At 69.4% G+C, this 14,708-nt stretch carries 14 protein-coding genes; 11 read left to right on the forward strand and 3 right to left on the reverse strand.

Translation table 11 applies throughout. The annotated features are described in order from the left end of the window. The first annotated feature begins 149 nt into the window (after positions 1 to 149). A complete protein-coding gene (locus EKE94_RS06765; RefSeq protein WP_127905840.1) occupies positions 150 to 473 on the forward strand; it encodes a 2Fe-2S iron-sulfur cluster-binding protein in 324 nt (107 codons plus the stop codon). Between the two features lie 227 nt (positions 474 to 700). Here EKE94_RS06765 and EKE94_RS06770 read toward each other — a convergent pair whose 3' ends face one another. Genes EKE94_RS06770 through EKE94_RS06780 form a run of 3 tightly spaced genes read right to left on the reverse strand, consistent with a single transcriptional unit; the run spans position 701 to position 4,039 of the window. Next, positions 701 to 2,005 (reverse strand): NAD(P)/FAD-dependent oxidoreductase, encoded by a 1,305-nt coding sequence (locus EKE94_RS06770; protein WP_127905841.1) that lies wholly within the window; start codon positions 2,003 to 2,005, stop codon positions 701 to 703. Further along, complete coding sequence (locus tag EKE94_RS06775) at positions 2,002 to 3,360, reverse strand: glutamine synthetase family protein (protein ID WP_127905842.1); 1,359 nt, start codon at positions 3,358 to 3,360, stop codon at positions 2,002 to 2,004. Before EKE94_RS06775 ends, EKE94_RS06770 begins: the two co-directional genes overlap by 4 nt. Continuing rightward, entirely contained in the window at positions 3,353 to 4,039 is a 687-nt protein-coding gene (locus EKE94_RS06780; RefSeq protein WP_127905843.1) for a type 1 glutamine amidotransferase, read from the reverse strand. The genes EKE94_RS06775 and EKE94_RS06780 overlap by 8 nt, the downstream gene beginning before the upstream one ends. A gap of 254 nt (positions 4,040 to 4,293) precedes the next feature. Here EKE94_RS06780 and murD point away from each other — a divergent pair, with 254 nt between their 5' ends. The 10 genes from murD to ftsA all read left to right on the forward strand — a co-directional run bounded on the left by murD (position 4,294) and on the right by ftsA (position 14,621). Further along, complete coding sequence (gene murD / locus EKE94_RS06785) at positions 4,294 to 5,694, forward strand: UDP-N-acetylmuramoyl-L-alanine--D-glutamate ligase (RefSeq protein WP_127905844.1); 1,401 nt, start codon at positions 4,294 to 4,296, stop codon at positions 5,692 to 5,694. A 346-nt stretch (positions 5,695 to 6,040) separates the two neighbouring features. Next, positions 6,041 to 7,207, forward strand: a complete 1,167-nt coding sequence (locus EKE94_RS06790; RefSeq protein WP_127905845.1) for a peptidoglycan glycosyltransferase FtsW — start codon at positions 6,041 to 6,043, stop codon at positions 7,205 to 7,207. Between the two features lie 3 nt (positions 7,208 to 7,210). Then, the gene (locus EKE94_RS06795; protein ID WP_127905846.1) at positions 7,211 to 8,335 is read left to right on the forward strand and encodes a UDP-N-acetylglucosamine--N-acetylmuramyl-(pentapeptide) pyrophosphoryl-undecaprenol N-acetylglucosamine transferase; all 1,125 of its coding nucleotides are present in this window, start codon (positions 7,211 to 7,213) and stop codon (positions 8,333 to 8,335) included. Beyond that, positions 8,332 to 9,747 (forward strand): UDP-N-acetylmuramate--L-alanine ligase, encoded by a 1,416-nt coding sequence (murC, locus tag EKE94_RS06800; RefSeq protein WP_127905847.1) that lies wholly within the window; start codon positions 8,332 to 8,334, stop codon positions 9,745 to 9,747. Before EKE94_RS06795 ends, murC begins: the two co-directional genes overlap by 4 nt. 186 nt (positions 9,748 to 9,933) lie before the next feature. Then, the gene (locus EKE94_RS06805; protein ID WP_127905848.1) at positions 9,934 to 10,194 is read left to right on the forward strand and encodes a DUF2484 family protein; all 261 of its coding nucleotides are present in this window, start codon (positions 9,934 to 9,936) and stop codon (positions 10,192 to 10,194) included. Continuing rightward, on the forward strand, positions 10,191 to 10,448 hold the full coding sequence (locus tag EKE94_RS06810; protein ID WP_127905849.1) for a DUF2484 family protein: 258 nt from the start codon (positions 10,191 to 10,193) through the stop codon (positions 10,446 to 10,448). The genes EKE94_RS06805 and EKE94_RS06810 overlap by 4 nt, the downstream gene beginning before the upstream one ends. Beyond that, positions 10,445 to 11,440 carry a UDP-N-acetylmuramate dehydrogenase gene (gene murB, locus EKE94_RS06815; RefSeq protein ID WP_127905850.1) on the forward strand — a complete coding sequence of 332 codons (996 nt, stop codon included), beginning with the start codon at positions 10,445 to 10,447 and terminating at the stop codon, positions 11,438 to 11,440. Before EKE94_RS06810 ends, murB begins: the two co-directional genes overlap by 4 nt. Positions 11,441 to 11,479: 39 nt before the next feature. Next, complete coding sequence (locus tag EKE94_RS06820; RefSeq protein ID WP_127905851.1) at positions 11,480 to 12,409, forward strand: D-alanine--D-alanine ligase; 930 nt, start codon at positions 11,480 to 11,482, stop codon at positions 12,407 to 12,409. Then, positions 12,397 to 13,290 (forward strand): cell division protein FtsQ/DivIB, encoded by an 894-nt coding sequence (locus EKE94_RS06825; RefSeq protein ID WP_127905852.1) that lies wholly within the window; start codon positions 12,397 to 12,399, stop codon positions 13,288 to 13,290. The genes EKE94_RS06820 and EKE94_RS06825 overlap by 13 nt, the downstream gene beginning before the upstream one ends. After that, a complete protein-coding gene (gene ftsA / locus EKE94_RS06830; RefSeq protein ID WP_127905853.1) occupies positions 13,287 to 14,621 on the forward strand; it encodes a cell division protein FtsA in 1,335 nt (444 codons plus the stop codon). The genes EKE94_RS06825 and ftsA overlap by 4 nt, the downstream gene beginning before the upstream one ends. The last annotated feature ends 87 nt before the right edge of the window (positions 14,622 to 14,708 follow it).

A 14,708-nucleotide genomic window follows, 5' to 3' on the forward strand; every position in this document is an offset into this window, starting at 1 on the left:
GGGGCCAAAGGACCAGAGGCCCCCGGGGCCCGCCCCGGTGCCTTGTGTGGCAAGCCCGCCCCTGCAGATCGCGGAGCGTTCGGGGGGCTGGCCACCGCGCCCGCGGCGCCTTACCAGTGATCCGACTATATGCACGATGAGGGAGTGACATGGCCAAGATCACCTATGTGGAGCACGACGGCACCGAACACGTGGTCGACGTGCCCAACGGTCTGACCGTGATGGAAGGCGCGCGGGACAACGGGATCCCGGGCATCGAGGCCGATTGCGGCGGCGCCTGCGCCTGTTCCACCTGCCATGTCTACGTGGCCGAGGACTGGGTGGAAAAGCTGCCCGCCAAGGAAGCGATGGAAGAGGACATGCTGGACTTCGCGTACGAGCCCGATCCCGCGCGGTCGCGACTGACCTGCCAGCTCAAGGTTTCGGATGAGCTGGACGGCCTGCGGGTGCAGATGCCCGAGAAGCAGATCTGAGGTGTCGCGCGGCCCGGTTTCGGGCCGCGCCTGACGAATCGATCTGACGCGTTCGTGCTCAGGAAGCCGGACGCCGGATCGCCAAGGGTCGGGGCCTGCGTCCCGGGCGTCCGTCCGGCGTCGTCGATTAGGCTGCCATCGGTGGGCGGTAGCAGCCGAGCCCGTCCGTTCTCGCCCCGATCGAGGCGGGATCCTGCGTGGCGGCTCCATCCGGGCCACACATACGCTCAGACGCCCAGCCGGTCGCGCATCGCGAACCAACTCATCGCGAGGGTCAGCAGCGGGGCACGCAGGCGGCTGCCGCCCGGAAAGGCGGGGGTGGGCACGCGCGCCAGCAGGTCGAAGCCCGCGCTGTCGCCGCGCGTGGCCTCGGCCAGCAACCGCCCCGCCATCACCGCCATCGCGACGCCGTGACCGGAATAGCCCGAGGCCGTCAGGACACCCGGCGCCACGCGTGCGAAATACGGCATCCGGCTGCGGGTGATCGCCAGGGTCCCGCCCCAGGCGTGGGTGATGCGCGCGCCGTGAAGCTGGGGATAGACCTCGAGCATCGGGCGGCGCACCTTGGCGGCGATGTCGGCGGGGAAACGGTAGGAATAGCTTTCGCCGCCGCCGAAGATCAGGCGCCGATCCTCGGACAGGCGCCAGTAGTTGACCACGAAGTTGCTGTCGAAGGCCGCCACGTCCTGCGCCAGCAGATCCGAGGCACGCGCGCCTAGCGGCTCGGTCGCGATGACGAAGTTGTTGATCGGCATGACCCGGGACGCGATGTCGCCGGACAGACCGCCAAGGTAGCCGTTGGCGGCAAGGATCACGTGATCTGCCCGAACGACACCTCCGTCGGTATGCACCCGCGCGCCGGGCCCGGGATCGACATCGTGCACCACGGTGCCTTCGTAGATCTGCGCGCCCGCGGCTTCGGCCGCGCGCGCAAGACCCAAGGCCAGCCGCAGGGGGTGCACGTGCCCCGCGCCCCAGTCGATCAGCCCGCCCGCGAAATGCGGCGAGCCGATCAGCGCGCGGATCCCTGCGCGGTCCAGCGGTTCGGCCTGCGTGTAGCCATAGTCGCGGGCCAGCCTGTCGGCATAGGCGCGCGCGGCGGTGGCGCCCTGATCGGTCCGTTCGGCGTTGACGATGCCCGGAGCCCAGCCGATCCCCATGCCGTGCCGCGTATCCAGATCGCGGATCAGCGCCTTCGCGTCCTCGGCGATCTGCCACAGCGCCTGCGCGGCGGCATGGCCCATCCGTGCCTCGAGCCAGTCTTGACCCTGTCGCTGTCCCGATCCGACCTGGCCTCCGTTGCGCCCCGAGGCGCCGAAGCCCGCGCGATGCGCCTCGACCACCACGACACTGGCGCCAGCCTGTGCAAGGTGCAGCGCGGCCGAAAGACCGGTGTATCCCGCCCCCACGACGCACACGTCGGCGCGCACCTCGCCCGAAAGCGCCGGCCGCGCCTGGGCCGCGCGGGCGGTTTCGGCGTACCAGCTGGGCGGGTAGGCGCCCGGCGCGTCGTTGGCGAAAAGCAGGTTCATACGTTCAGCAGCAGATGCTCCCGCTCCCACGGGCTGATGACCTGCAGGAACTGGTCGTATTCGGATTGCTTGACGATGGAATAGACCCGCGCGAACTCGGGATGCAGAAGCTCATGCATGTCGGCGGCGTTGTCGAAGAGGTCGAGCGCCGAGAAGATGCCCCGCGGCACGTCTTCTTCCGCGTCATAGGCATCCCCCCGCCACTCGGGCGAGGGCTCTTCCTTGTTGACGAGACCCAGGTAGCCCGCCGCAAGCGATCCCGCGATCCCGAGATAGGGGTTGCAGTCCATCCCCGAGAGCCGGTTTTCCACGCGCCGCGCCTCGGGGTCCGAGACGGGAATGCGGATGCCCGTCGTGCGGTTGTCCCGCCCCCATGCCAGGTTGATCGGCGCGGCGTGGTCCTTCACGTAGCGGCGGTAGGAGTTCACGTAGGGCGCCAGCATCGCGATCGCGGCGGGCAGGTGGGTCTGCAGCCCGCCGATGAAATAGCGGAACTCGGGCGTTTCCTGCCCTTGCGCATCGGAAAAGATGTTCTGTCCCGTGACCGTGTCGATGACCGAGTGGTGCACGTGCATGGCGCTGCCCGGCTCACCCTCGATCGGCTTTGCCATGAAGGTGGCAAAGCAGTCGTGGCGCAGCGCGGCCTCGCGGATCAGCCGCTTGAAATAGAAGATCTCGTCGGCCAGCTTCACCGGGTCGCCGTGACGCAGGTTGATCTCGACCTGTCCGGCGCCGCCCTCCTGTGTGATGCCGTCGATCTCGAACCCCTGCGCCTCGGCAAAGTCGTAGATGTCGTCGATGACGGGGCCGTATTCGTCGACCGCCGACATCGAATAGGCCTGTCGCGCGGCGGCGGGCCGCCCCGAGCGGCCCATCATCGGGGCGATCTCCTTCGCCGGGTCGACGTTGCGCGCGACGAGGTAGAATTCCATCTCGGGCGCGACCACGGGCTTCCAGCCGCGTTCGTTGTAGAATGACACCACGCGTTTCAGCACGTTGCGCGGTGCGACCGGCACCGGGTCGCCCGATTGCGACCAGAGGTCGTGTATCACCTGTATCGTCCGGTCCGCGGTCCACGGCGCGGCGCTGGCTGTGGCGAAGTCGGGGGTCAGGATCATGTCGGGCTCGGTATAGCCTTCGTCCCCCGCGGCGTCGGCCCAATCGCCGGTGATCGTCTGGTAGAAGATCGAGTTCGGAAGGTAGAACCGCCCCTGCTTGGCGAATTTCGAGGCGGGCATCGCCTTGCCGCGGGCAATGCCCGGCAGGTCCGACACGATGCACTCGACCTCGTCCAGCCGCTGGTCCTGCAGGTAGCGCCGCGCCGCGCCGGGCAGCTTGTCGGTCCAGTCAGCCATGGGCGGGCTGTCCCTTGAGCACGCCGGCCAGAATGTCGGCCACGCGCTGCGCATCCTGGGGCTTGCCCAGATCCGCCTCGGCCTGCCGCAGAAGCGGGTCCGGCACCACGCCGGGACCCCGGGTGGCCAGCAGCCCTTCGATCGCGCGGTCTTCGAATTCGGGATGGGGCTGCACGGTCAGGATGCGCGGCCCGTAGGCGATGGCGGCGGCGTTGCAGAATTCGTTCTGCGCCACCACCGTGCCGCCCACCGGTACCGCCGTCACCTGGTCCTGGTGCCAGGCGTTCAGGTGAACCTCGTCCCCGCCCCAGTCGTAGCGGCGCCGGCCCACGGCCCAGCCGCCCGAGAACTTCTCGACCCGCCCGCCCAGGGCCTGCGCGATGATCTGGTGGCCGAAGCAGATGCCGATCATCGGCATGTCGCGGTCGCGGATGGCGCGGATCAGATCCTCAAGCGGGGCGATCCACGCGTGATCCTCGTAGGCGCCGTGCTTCGAGCCGGTGACCAGCCAGCCCTGGGCCGCGTCGGGCCCGGGCGGAAAGTCGCCATCGACCACGGCCCAGGTCGTCCAGGTAAAGCCGTGGCCGTCGAACAGGCGTTCGAACATCGCCGGGTAGTCGCCGGTCGTGGAACTGAGGATGTCCGGGGCGTGCCCGGTTTGCAGAATGCCGATATGCATGATGCACCAGTGCTGGGAAGACGCGCGGACGGTAGTCCGCGGCGCCCCCCGCGGCAACCCCGGGCAGGGGGCAGGCGTGCGCCCGGCGCGGGACGCCGCGGCGCAGGGTCGGCGAGGCGGGGTCGACAGCCGCCCGGGCCCGGCCGCGCGGTGGGGCAGGGCGGGGCACCGGGTGGCCTGCGTGAAACTCCGGTGGAGCCCGGACGGCAGGCAGGCTAGGGTCGCGTCCGTCATCGAGGATGGGAGACAGGCGCATGATTCCGGTTCCGGGTTTCGAGGGGCGGCGCGTGGCGGTTCTGGGGTTGGGCCGGTCGGGCCTTGCCGCCCTGCGGGCGCTGTCCGCCGGCGGCGCCGAGGCGGTGGGCTGGGACGACAGTCCCGAAAGCCGCGACCGCGCGCAAGATGCGGGCATGGAGTTGCGCGACCTCGGCGCGCGCGACGGGTTCGAGGGGGTCGACCGGCTGATCGTGTCGCCCGGCATTCCGCATCTCTACCCCACGCCCAACCGCCATGTCGCCGCGGCGATGGCGGCGGGGGTGCCCGTGGACAACGACATCGGCCTGTTCTTCCGGTCGCTGGGCCGGGGCGAGTGGCTGCGCATGGACCAGCCGCCGCGGGTGGTCGCCGTCACCGGATCGAACGGCAAGTCGACGACCGCCGCCCTGATCCATCACATCCTGACCGAAACCGGCCGGCCGTCGCAGCTGGCGGGCAATATCGGGCGCGGCGTGCTGGACATCGATCCGCCGCAGGAGGGGGGCGTCGTGGTGCTGGAGCTGAGCTCGTACCAGACCGAGCTGGCGCGCGCGCTGACCCCCGACATCGCGGTCTTCACCAACCTCACGCCAGACCACCTGGACCGGCACGGCGGCATGGGGGGCTATTTCGCGGCCAAGCGGCGGCTTTTCTCCGAAGGCGGGCCGGACCGCGCGGTGATCGGCGTGGACGAGCCCGAGGGCCGGTTCCTGGCAAACCAGATGGCCGAGGCGCCCGAGGACGACCGGCTGATCCGCGTGTCGGTCGAGGCAAAGCTCTCCGGTCCGGGCTGGCTGGTCTACGCCCGCAAGGGGTTTCTGACCGAGTGGCGCAAGGGGCGGCAGATCGCGTCGATCGATCTGCGGGACATTGCCGGGCTGCCGGGGGCGCACAACCACCAGAACGCCTGCGCCGCCTTTGCCGCGACGCGTGCGCTGGGCCTGTCGCCCCGCGACATCGAGGCGGCGCTGAATAGCTTCTCGGGCCTGCCGCACCGCAGCCAGCTGGTGGCCGAGATCGACGGCGTGCGCTTCGTCAACGACAGCAAGGCCACGAATGCCGACAGCGCGGGCAAGGCGCTGCAGGCCTTCGACCGGATCCGCTGGATCGCCGGCGGGCTGGGCAAGGATGGCGGCATCGGGTCGCTGGCCCCCTACCTTGGCCGGGTCAGCAAGGCCTACCTGATCGGCCACTCCGCCCGCGATTTCGCGCTGGCGCTGGCCGACGTGCCGCACGAGGTCTGCGGCACGATGTCCGAGGCCGTCGCGCGCGCCGCGTCCGAGGCCCTTCCGGGCGATACCGTCCTGCTGGCCCCCGCGGCGGCGAGCTTTGACCAGTATCCCGATTTCGAGAAGCGCGGCGATGATTTCGTCGACCGCGTCCGCCTGCTGCGCGGCTGACCCCGCCCCGGGGGCTCCGGAGAGCCTTCGGCAAGGCTTGGTGGCCTCTCGCACGCCTCGCAGGCGCCCCTGCGGGAAAGCGGCGAGGTCTGGACAGGGGTGAGGACCCGCGGGCGTGACGCCCCGGAGCCGGGGGGGACGGCGATATCGGCGACGTCTTGCCGAAATCGGGGCAAACGGCGCCCCGAACGGACGGCTTTCGGCGCGGGACGCGTGCCCCTTTTGGGCCGCGGCCCTCCGGCACGCGGGGGGAAGTTGCCGCTAGCCTGAGCGTGCGTTTACCGTTAGGATACCATGGCAGACCCGGACAACCGGGCGCGAGCAGTGACAAGGCAGGCGGTGTCCCATGACGGAAATGGTCTATGGCACACTCCCCCTCGGGGGCGGTGAACCTATTCTTCCGCGCTGGTGGCGGACCATCGACAAATGGTCGCTTTCCTGCGTGCTTCTTCTCTTTGGTGTCGGGCTTCTGTTGGGCCTCGCCTCGTCGCCGCCGCTGGCGGCGCGCAACGGGTTCGAACCCTTCTACTACGTGCAGAAGCAGGCGATCTTCGGCTCCTCGGCATTGCTGGCGCTGTGGATCACCACATTGATGACGCCGCAGCTGGTGCGGCGGCTGGCGATCCTGGGCTTCCTGCTGGCCTTCGTGGGCCTTGCCCTGCTGCCGATCTTCGGCACCGATTTCGGCAAGGGCGCGGTGCGGTGGTATTCGCTGGGCTTTGCCAGCGTGCAGCCGTCCGAGTTCCTTAAGCCCGGCTTCGTCGTCGCGGCGGCCTGGATGATGGCCGCGGCGCAGGATCTCAACGGCCCGCCGGGACGACTGTGGTCCTTCTGCCTTGCCGTGGCGATCGTCGCGATGCTGGCGATGCAGCCCGACTTCGGACAGGCCTGCCTGGTGCTGTTTTCCTGGGGCGTGATGTACTTCGTCGCCGGTGCGCCGATCATGCTGCTTCTGATCCTCGCGGGCGGCGTCGCGCTGGCCGGCACCGTGGCCTACAACAGCTCGGAACACTTCGCCCGCCGGATCGACGGCTTCCTGTCGCCCGACCTCGACCCGACGACGCAGCTGGGTTACGCCGCGGGCGCCATCCAGGAGGGCGGCTTCTTCGGCGTGGGCGTGGGCGAGGGCCAGGTGAAATGGTCGCTGCCCGACGCGCATACCGACTTCATCATCGCCGTCGCGGCCGAGGAATACGGCCTGATCCTCGTGCTCTGCATCATCGCGCTCTACACCATCATCGTCGTGCGCTCGCTGTTCCGGCTGATGCGCGAACGCGATCCCTTCATCCGGCTTGCCGGGACCGGGCTCGCCTGTTCCTTCGGGGTGCAGGCGATGATCAACATGGGCGTCGCGGTGCGGCTGCTGCCCGCCAAGGGGATGACGCTGCCCTTCGTCAGCTACGGCGGCTCGTCGCTGATCGCGGGCGGCATCGCCGTGGGCATGCTGCTGGCCTTCACCCGCTCCCGGCCGCAGGGCGAGATCGGGGACATCCTTCTCTCGCGCGGGCGCTAGGTCATGGCGGCCCCGCTTCTGGTGATCGCGGCGGGAGGGACCGGGGGCCACATGTTCCCCGCCCAGGCCCTGGCCGAAACCATGCTGGCGCGTGGCTGGCGGGTGAAACTTTCCACCGACGCCCGCGGCGCGCGCTACACGCAGGGCTTTCCCGGTGCGGTCGAGATTTCCGAGCTTCCCTCGGCCACCTTCGCCCGCGGCGGCATCCTGGCCAAGGCTGGCGTGCCCTTCCGCATCGCGGGCGGGGTGGCGGCGGCACAGCTGGGGTTCTGGCGCGACCGCCCGACCGCGGTGGTGGGCTTCGGCGGCTACCCGTCGATCCCGGCACTGGCGGCGGCGTGGATGCTGCGCATCCCGCGGATGATCCATGAACAGAACGGCGTTCTGGGACGGGTGAACAAGCTGTTTGCCAGCCGCGTCGACGCGGTGGCCTGCGGTACGTGGCCCACCGACCTGCCCGACGGCGTCGAGGGGTATCACACCGGCAACCCGGTGCGCGCATCGGTGCTGGAGCGTCAGAACGCCCCCTATATCACGCCGGGCGACTACCCGATGTCGCTGCTGGTGATCGGTGGCAGCCAGGGTGCGCGCATCCTGTCGGATATCGTGCCCCCCGCCATCGCGGCCCTGCCGATGGAAATGCTGCGCAACATCCGCGTCGCCCACCAGGCGCGCGGCGAGGATCAGCAGCGCGTCGCGGACTTCTATGCCGAGCACGGCGTCGATGCCGAGGTCGAGCCCTTCTTCGCCGACGTGCCGCGCCGGATGACCGAGGCGCAGCTGGTGATTTCGCGGGCGGGCGCATCCTCGGTCGCCGATCTCGCGGTGATCGGGCGGCCTGCGATCCTGGTGCCTTTCGCCGCCGCGACGGCGGATCACCAGACTGCAAATGCGCGCGGGCTGGTGGATGCCGGCGCCGCCTCGCTCATCCCGGAATCGCTGCTTGAGCCGCAGGCGCTTTCAGAGCAGATACGCCTCATCCTCTCCGATCCGGATGGTGCCTTGCAGATGTCGCGTCGCGCGGCCCGGCAGGGCATGCCCGATGCGGCCACGCATCTGGCGGACATGGTCGAGGCATTGGCGGCACGCTCCGAAGAGGGCGGCGGAAAGAAAAAGGGACAGGCATGAACGCGGCGGTCACCAAACTCCCCACCGAAATGGGGCCCATCCACTTCGTCGGCATCGGCGGCATCGGCATGTCCGGCATCGCCGAGGTGCTTCTGAACCACGGCTACACGGTGCAGGGGTCTGACCAGAAATCGTCGAAGATCACCGAGCGGCTGGAGAGCCTGGGCGCGAAGATCTTCCTGGGCCAGAGCCCAGACAATCTGGATGATGCCGAGGTCGTCGTGATCTCGTCCGCGATCAAGCCGGGCAACCCCGAGCTGGACGCCGCGCGCGCCCGCGGCATGCCGGTCGTGCGCCGGGCCGAGATGCTGGCCGAGCTGATGCGGCTCAAGTCCAACGTCGCGGTGGCGGGCACCCACGGCAAGACCACGACGACGACGCTGGTGGCGACGCTGCTGGACGGCGGCGGGATCGACCCCACGGTCATCAACGGCGGCATCATCCATGCCTACGGATCGAATGCGCGGGTGGGCGAGGGCGACTGGATGGTCGTCGAGGCCGACGAAAGCGACGGCACCTTCAACCGTCTGCCCGCCACCATCGCCATCGTCACCAACATCGACCCCGAGCACATGGAGCACTGGGGCAGCATCGAGAACCTGCGGCGGGGGTTCTACGACTTCGTGTCGAACATCCCCTTCTACGGGCTCGCCGTCTGCTGCACCGACCATGCCGAGGTGCAAAGCCTCGTGGGCAAGATCACCGACCGCCGCGTCGTGACCTACGGCTTCAACGCGCAGGCCGACGTGCGCGCGATCAACCTGCGCTACGAGAGCGGGCGTGCCTGCTTCGACGTGGCGCTGCAGGCCGAGGACATCGTGATCGAGGGCTGCTGCCTTCCGATGCCGGGCGATCACAACGTGGCGAACGCGCTGGCCGCGATCGCCGTGGCACGGCACCTCGGCATGAAGACGGCCGAGATCCGCGAGGCGCTGCTGGGGTTCAAGGGCGTCAACCGCCGCTTTACCCGGGTGGGCGAAGTCAACGGCGTCACCATAATCGATGATTACGGTCACCACCCGGTCGAGATCTCGGCGGTGCTGAAGGCCGCGCGCCACGCAACCAAGGGCCGGGTCATCGCGGTGCACCAGCCGCACCGATATTCGCGCCTGCACGCGCTGTTCGACGATTTCTGCGCCTGCTTCAACGAAGCCGACGTGGTGGGCATCGCCGAGGTCTACGGTGCGGGCGAGGACCCGATCGAGGGCGCCAGCCGCGACGATCTGGTGCAGGGGTTGATCCGGCACGGCCACCGCCATGCCCGGGCCGTGACCTCGGAAGAGGATCTTGAGCGTCTGGTGCGCGAACAGGCGGGGCCGGGCGACATGGTCGTTTGCCTGGGGGCCGGCACGATCAGCACCTGGGCCAACAGCCTGCCCGACCGGCTGACCGAGACCCGGCTGCGGGCGTGACCGCGTGCCGGGGCGCGCCATCCCGCGACGCAGGACCCGGCCCGAGATCTGCCTTCTGCCCTGCACCAACAAGGATGCGTCGGGTGGGGCCACGGATCGGACCCGTGGACGCAGGGCCCGCGGACCGGCGTCGACGCACCAAAGCGGCGCAGGCCGGATGCGGGTGGCCGGCGGCAGGCTCGGGGCATGAGCGGACCGGTCCTTTTCGCCTGCCTCTGGGCGCTGGCCGGCACCGTCACCGCGCTGCTGCCGATGCGCTGGCAACTGCTGCCGGGGCTCCTCCTGCTGATTTCGGCACCTGTCCTGATCGCATGGCTCGGCTTCGTGCACGGCCTCTGGGTCGCACTGCTGGCGGGCGCGGGCTTCGTGTCGATGTTCCGCCGTCCGCTGCGCCATCTCTGCCGACGCGTCCTGCGCCGCGGCGGATGCGCGGGGCCCGGGGCATGAGCCTGTCGCTGCTTCTGGCCTGCCTCTGGGCCGTGGCGGCGAACGTGATCGCGATCCTGCCGTCGCGCCGCAACCACTGGCCCGCGGCCTACGGGCTGATCGTCCTGGGCGTCCCCCTCGTGGGGTTCGTCACCTACCAGAACGGCCCGTGGATCGGGCTATTGGCTCTGGCCGCGGGATGTTCGATCCTGCGCTGGCCGCTGCACGCGCTGTGGCGCTGGGGCAAACGACGACTGAGAGAGACCGACAGATGACCGACACGCCGACGCCATCCTCCCCCGCGACCACGTCTGCCGCGACGCCCGAGGCGATCCCCGGCCTGCGGGGCCGCCTGACGCCGGACCGGTCGCTGGCCGACCTAACCTGGCTGCGCGCGGGCGGCCCGGCACAGTGGCTCTACCAGCCCGCCGATGCCGAGGACCTCGCCGCCTTCCTCGCCGGGCTCGACCCGGCGGTGCCGGTGTTCCCGATGGGCGTGGGCTCGAACCTCATCGTGCGCGACGGCGGCATCCGCGGCGTGGTGATCCGCCTGGGCCGTGGGTTCAACGGGATCGACTGCGGAGGCGGAACGGTCACCGCCGGCGCGGCCGCGCTCGATGCCCACGTGGCGCGACGCGCGGCGGATGCGGGGCTCGACCTGACCTTCCTGCGCACGATCCCCGGCGCCATCGGCGGGGCGGTGCGGATGAACGCGGGCTGCTACGGCTCCTACGTTGCCGACCACCTGGTACGCGCCACCGCGATCACCCGCGCGGGCGAGGTGCTGGAACTGGCGCCCGCGGACCTGGAGTTCCGCTATCGCGGGTCGACCCTGCCCGAGGGCGCGGTGCTGACCGAGGCGGTGTTCCGCGCCGCGCCGGGCGACCCGCAAGTGCTGCACGCGAAGATGGAGGACCAGCTGGCCCGCCGCGACGCGACGCAGCCCACCAAGGAGCGCACGGCAGGCTCGACCTTCCGCAATCCGGCGGGCTTTTCCTCGACCGGAAAGGCTGACGACACGCATGAACTCAAGGCGTGGTCGGTGATCGACGCGGCGGGGATGCGGGGCGCCATGCTGGGTGCTGCGCAGATGTCGCCCAAGCATCCGAACTTTCTGGTGAATACCGGAGGCGCGACGGCTGCCGATCTGGAAGGATTGGGCGAGATGGTCCGCGAAAAGGTATTCCAAAACGCCGGAATATCGTTAGAGTGGGAGGTCATAAGGGTCGGTGAACCGGCCCCGTCTGAGGCAGACACCAATCAATAAGGGCGCAGATCGAAGCGTCCGATGAAGGCAAGAACGGGCATGTCGAGCGGGACGGCCCCGAAAGTCGCGGTATTGCTGGGCGGACCCTCGTCTGAACGCGAGGTTTCCCTGTCCACCGGGCGCGAATGCGTCGCCGCGCTCAGGGGCGAAGGATATCAGGTCGAAGAGATCGACGCCGGGCCGGATCTGCCCGCGCGTCTGGCAGCGTCGCAACCCGACGTCGTCTTCAACGCCCTGCATGGGCGCTGGGGCGAAGATGGCTGCGTGCAAGGTCTGCTGGAATGGCTGCGGCTGCCCTATACCCATTCGGGCGTGCTGTCCTCGGCGCTGGCGATGGACAAGGAACGCACGAAGGATGCGTTCCGCAGGGCCGGACTGCCGGTCGTGCCGTCGCGACTGGCCCGCGCCGACGAGGTTCGGGCGGGCCACGTGATGGACCCGCCCTACGTGGTAAAGCCTTATAACGAAGGCTCTTCGGTGGGGGTCTACCTTGTTCACGACGCCGCCGACGGCCCGCCGCAGCTGGGGCCAGAGATGCCCGATGTGGTGATGGTCGAACGCTTTGCCCCGGGGCGCGAGCTGACGACGGCGGTGGTGGGCGACGGGCCGGACGATCCCGGCGCGCTCTGCGTCACCGACATCCTGACCGACGGCTGGTACGACTACGACGCGAAGTACAAGGCCGGCGGATCGCGCCATGTCCTGCCCGCCGACATTCCCGACGAGATCGCCTCGGCCTGTCTGGACTACGCCTTGCGCGCGCACCGGGCGCTGGGCTGCCGCGGCGTGACGCGCACCGACTTCCGCTGGGACGAGGCGCGCGGCCTCGACGGCCTCGTGCTGCTCGAACTCAATACCCAGCCGGGCATGACGCCCACGTCCCTGGTGCCCGAACAGGCGCAGCACTGCGGCATGTCCTTTGGCGCGCTCTGTCGCTGGATGGTGGAGGACGCGTCATGGCAACGATAGGCTTCCGCGCGCAGGAGCGGGCGCAGCACGACCCCGCGCCCTCGGTCCTGTCCTACCGCCTGCAGCGGCTCTACCTGACGCCGGCGTTCCGCTACATGATGCGGTTCGGGCTTCCGATCCTGCTGCTGGCCCTGGTGCTTTTCATCACCTTCGCCGAACAGGCCCGGCGCGACGCGGTGGTGATGTGGGTCAACGATATCAAGCGGTCGATCCAGGAGCGGCCCGAGTTCATGGTCAAGATGATGGCCGTCGACGGCGCCTCGGAAAGCGTGGCGCAGGACATCCGCGAGATCCTGCCGGTCGAGTTCCCGCTGTCGTCCTTCGACCTCGACCTGCCCGAGATGCAGAAGACCGTGGCCGGGATCCCGGCCGTCGAGCGGGCCGACCTGCGGATCCGCGCGGGCGGCGTGCTCGAGGTGCGGGTCGTCGAACGCGAGCCGGTCGCCGTCTGGCGCAGCTCGACCGGGCTCGACCTGGTCGACATCCATGGCAAGCGCGTCGCGCCGCTTGACACCCGGGGCGAGCGGGGCGACCTGCCGCTGGTGGCGGGCCGCGGGGCAGGGGAGGCCGCCGCCGAAGCGATGGCGATCTTCGATGCCGCCGGGCCGATCGCGGACCGCATCCGCGGGCTTGTCCGGGTGGGCGAGCGGCGCTGGACGGTGTCGCTGGCCGAAGGTCAGAGCATCCTGTTGCCCGAACGCGAGCCCGTGCGCGCGCTTGAGCAAGTGATCGCCCTGCACGAAGCGCAGGACATTCTCGACCGCGATGTCGCCGCCATCGACATGCGCAACCCCAGCCGCGCCACGGTGCGGCTGCGCGAAACCGCGCTGGAGGAAATCCGGCGCATTCGAATGATCGAACTGGGAGCCCGCCCTAAATGACCGCCCTCTACGAATCCCAGCGCGCCATGCGCGCCATGCGCAAGGCCGCGATGCAACGGGGCGTGATCGCTATCCTCGATGTGGGCACGTCCAAGATCGCCTGCCTCGTGCTGCGGTTCGACGGGCCCGAGCAGTTCCGCGACAGCGACGGCGTGGGGCCGATGGCGGGGCAGTCGTCGTTCCGCGTGATCGGCGCCGCGACCACCCGGTCGCGCGGCGTCCGCTTCGGCGAGATCGACGCGATGCACGAAACCGAGCGTGGCATCCGCACCGCCGTGCAGGCCGCACAGAAGATGGCCAATGTCCGGGTCGACCACGTCATCGCCTGCATCGCCGGCGGGCAGCCGCGGTCCTACGGGCTGGAAGGCGCCATCGATCTCGAAGGCCAGATGATCTCGGAACAGGAGGTCGGCCGGGTGCTGGCCGCCTGCGAGGCGCCGCCGCTGGGACACGGGCGCGAAGTGCTGCACGCCCAGCCGGTCAATTTCGCCATCGACCACCGCACCGGCCTGTCGGACCCGCGCGGCCAGCTGGGCACCCGGCTGCATTGCGACATGCACCTTCTGTCGGTCGACGGCACGGTTATCCAGAACCTGCTTTACTGCATCAAGCGCTGCGACCTAGAGCTTGCCGGTCTCGCCTCGTCCTCTTACGTCTCGGCGGTATCGAGCCTGGTCGAGGACGAGCAGGAGCTGGGCGCGGCCTGCATCGACATGGGCGGCGGTGCGACCGGTCTTTCGATCTTTATGAAAAAGCACATGATCTATGCCGACAGCGTCCGGCTGGGCGGCGATCACGTGACCAGCGATATCTCCAAGGGTCTGCAGGTGCCGTTGGCGATGGCCGAGCGGATCAAGACCGTGCATGGCGGCGTCGTCGCCACGTCGCGCGACGACAGCGAGCTGATCGAGGTCGGCGGCGAAACCGGCGACTGGGAGCTTGATCGCCGCACCGTCAGCCGGGCCGAGCTGATCGGGATCATGCGCCCGCGGGTCGAGGAAATCCTCGAAGAGGTCCGCGCGCGGCTCGATGCCGCGAATTTCGAATACCTGCCCAGCCAGCAGATCGTGCTGACCGGCGGGGCCAGCCAGATCCCCGGTCTCGACGGGCTGGCACCGAAGATCCTGGGCCAACAGGTTCGAATCGGCCGCCCCCTGCGTGTGCAGGGCCTGCCGCAGGCGGCGACGGGCGCCGCATTCGCCAGCGCCGTCGGCCTGTGCCTCTTTGCCGCGAACCCGCAGGACGAATGGTGGGATTTCGAGATCCCCGCCGATCGCTACCCCACCCGGTCGCTGCGTCGCGCGGTGAAGTGGTTCAAGGACAACTGGTAACCGCTATATCTGGGTGTGTCGGCGAGATGCCGCTGACGATAAAAGTTTCCCGGGCATATTTTGTGGCGGGACCGTGTTTTTCGGGTG

Source organism: Mesobaculum littorinae (assembly GCF_004011175.1).
Classification (GTDB): domain Bacteria; phylum Pseudomonadota; class Alphaproteobacteria; order Rhodobacterales; family Rhodobacteraceae; genus Tranquillimonas; species Tranquillimonas littorinae.

Coding starts and splice junctions, on each gene's coding strand:
- EKE94_RS06765 (WP_127905840.1), top strand. CDS start 150: ATGGCCAAGATCACCTATGTGGAGCACGACGGCACCGAACACGTGGTC.
- EKE94_RS06770 (WP_127905841.1), bottom strand. CDS start 2,005: ATGAACCTGCTTTTCGCCAACGACGCGCCGGGCGCCTACCCGCCCAGC.
- EKE94_RS06775 (WP_127905842.1), bottom strand. CDS start 3,360: ATGGCTGACTGGACCGACAAGCTGCCCGGCGCGGCGCGGCGCTACCTG.
- EKE94_RS06780 (WP_127905843.1), bottom strand. CDS start 4,039: ATGCATATCGGCATTCTGCAAACCGGGCACGCCCCGGACATCCTCAGT.
- murD (WP_127905844.1), top strand. CDS start 4,294: ATGATTCCGGTTCCGGGTTTCGAGGGGCGGCGCGTGGCGGTTCTGGGG.
- EKE94_RS06790 (WP_127905845.1), top strand. CDS start 6,041: ATGACGGAAATGGTCTATGGCACACTCCCCCTCGGGGGCGGTGAACCT.
- EKE94_RS06795 (WP_127905846.1), top strand. CDS start 7,211: ATGGCGGCCCCGCTTCTGGTGATCGCGGCGGGAGGGACCGGGGGCCAC.
- murC (WP_127905847.1), top strand. CDS start 8,332: ATGAACGCGGCGGTCACCAAACTCCCCACCGAAATGGGGCCCATCCAC.
- EKE94_RS06805 (WP_127905848.1), top strand. CDS start 9,934: ATGAGCGGACCGGTCCTTTTCGCCTGCCTCTGGGCGCTGGCCGGCACC.
- EKE94_RS06810 (WP_127905849.1), top strand. CDS start 10,191: ATGAGCCTGTCGCTGCTTCTGGCCTGCCTCTGGGCCGTGGCGGCGAAC.
- murB (WP_127905850.1), top strand. CDS start 10,445: ATGACCGACACGCCGACGCCATCCTCCCCCGCGACCACGTCTGCCGCG.
- EKE94_RS06820 (WP_127905851.1), top strand. CDS start 11,480: ATGTCGAGCGGGACGGCCCCGAAAGTCGCGGTATTGCTGGGCGGACCC.
- EKE94_RS06825 (WP_127905852.1), top strand. CDS start 12,397: ATGGCAACGATAGGCTTCCGCGCGCAGGAGCGGGCGCAGCACGACCCC.
- ftsA (WP_127905853.1), top strand. CDS start 13,287: ATGACCGCCCTCTACGAATCCCAGCGCGCCATGCGCGCCATGCGCAAG.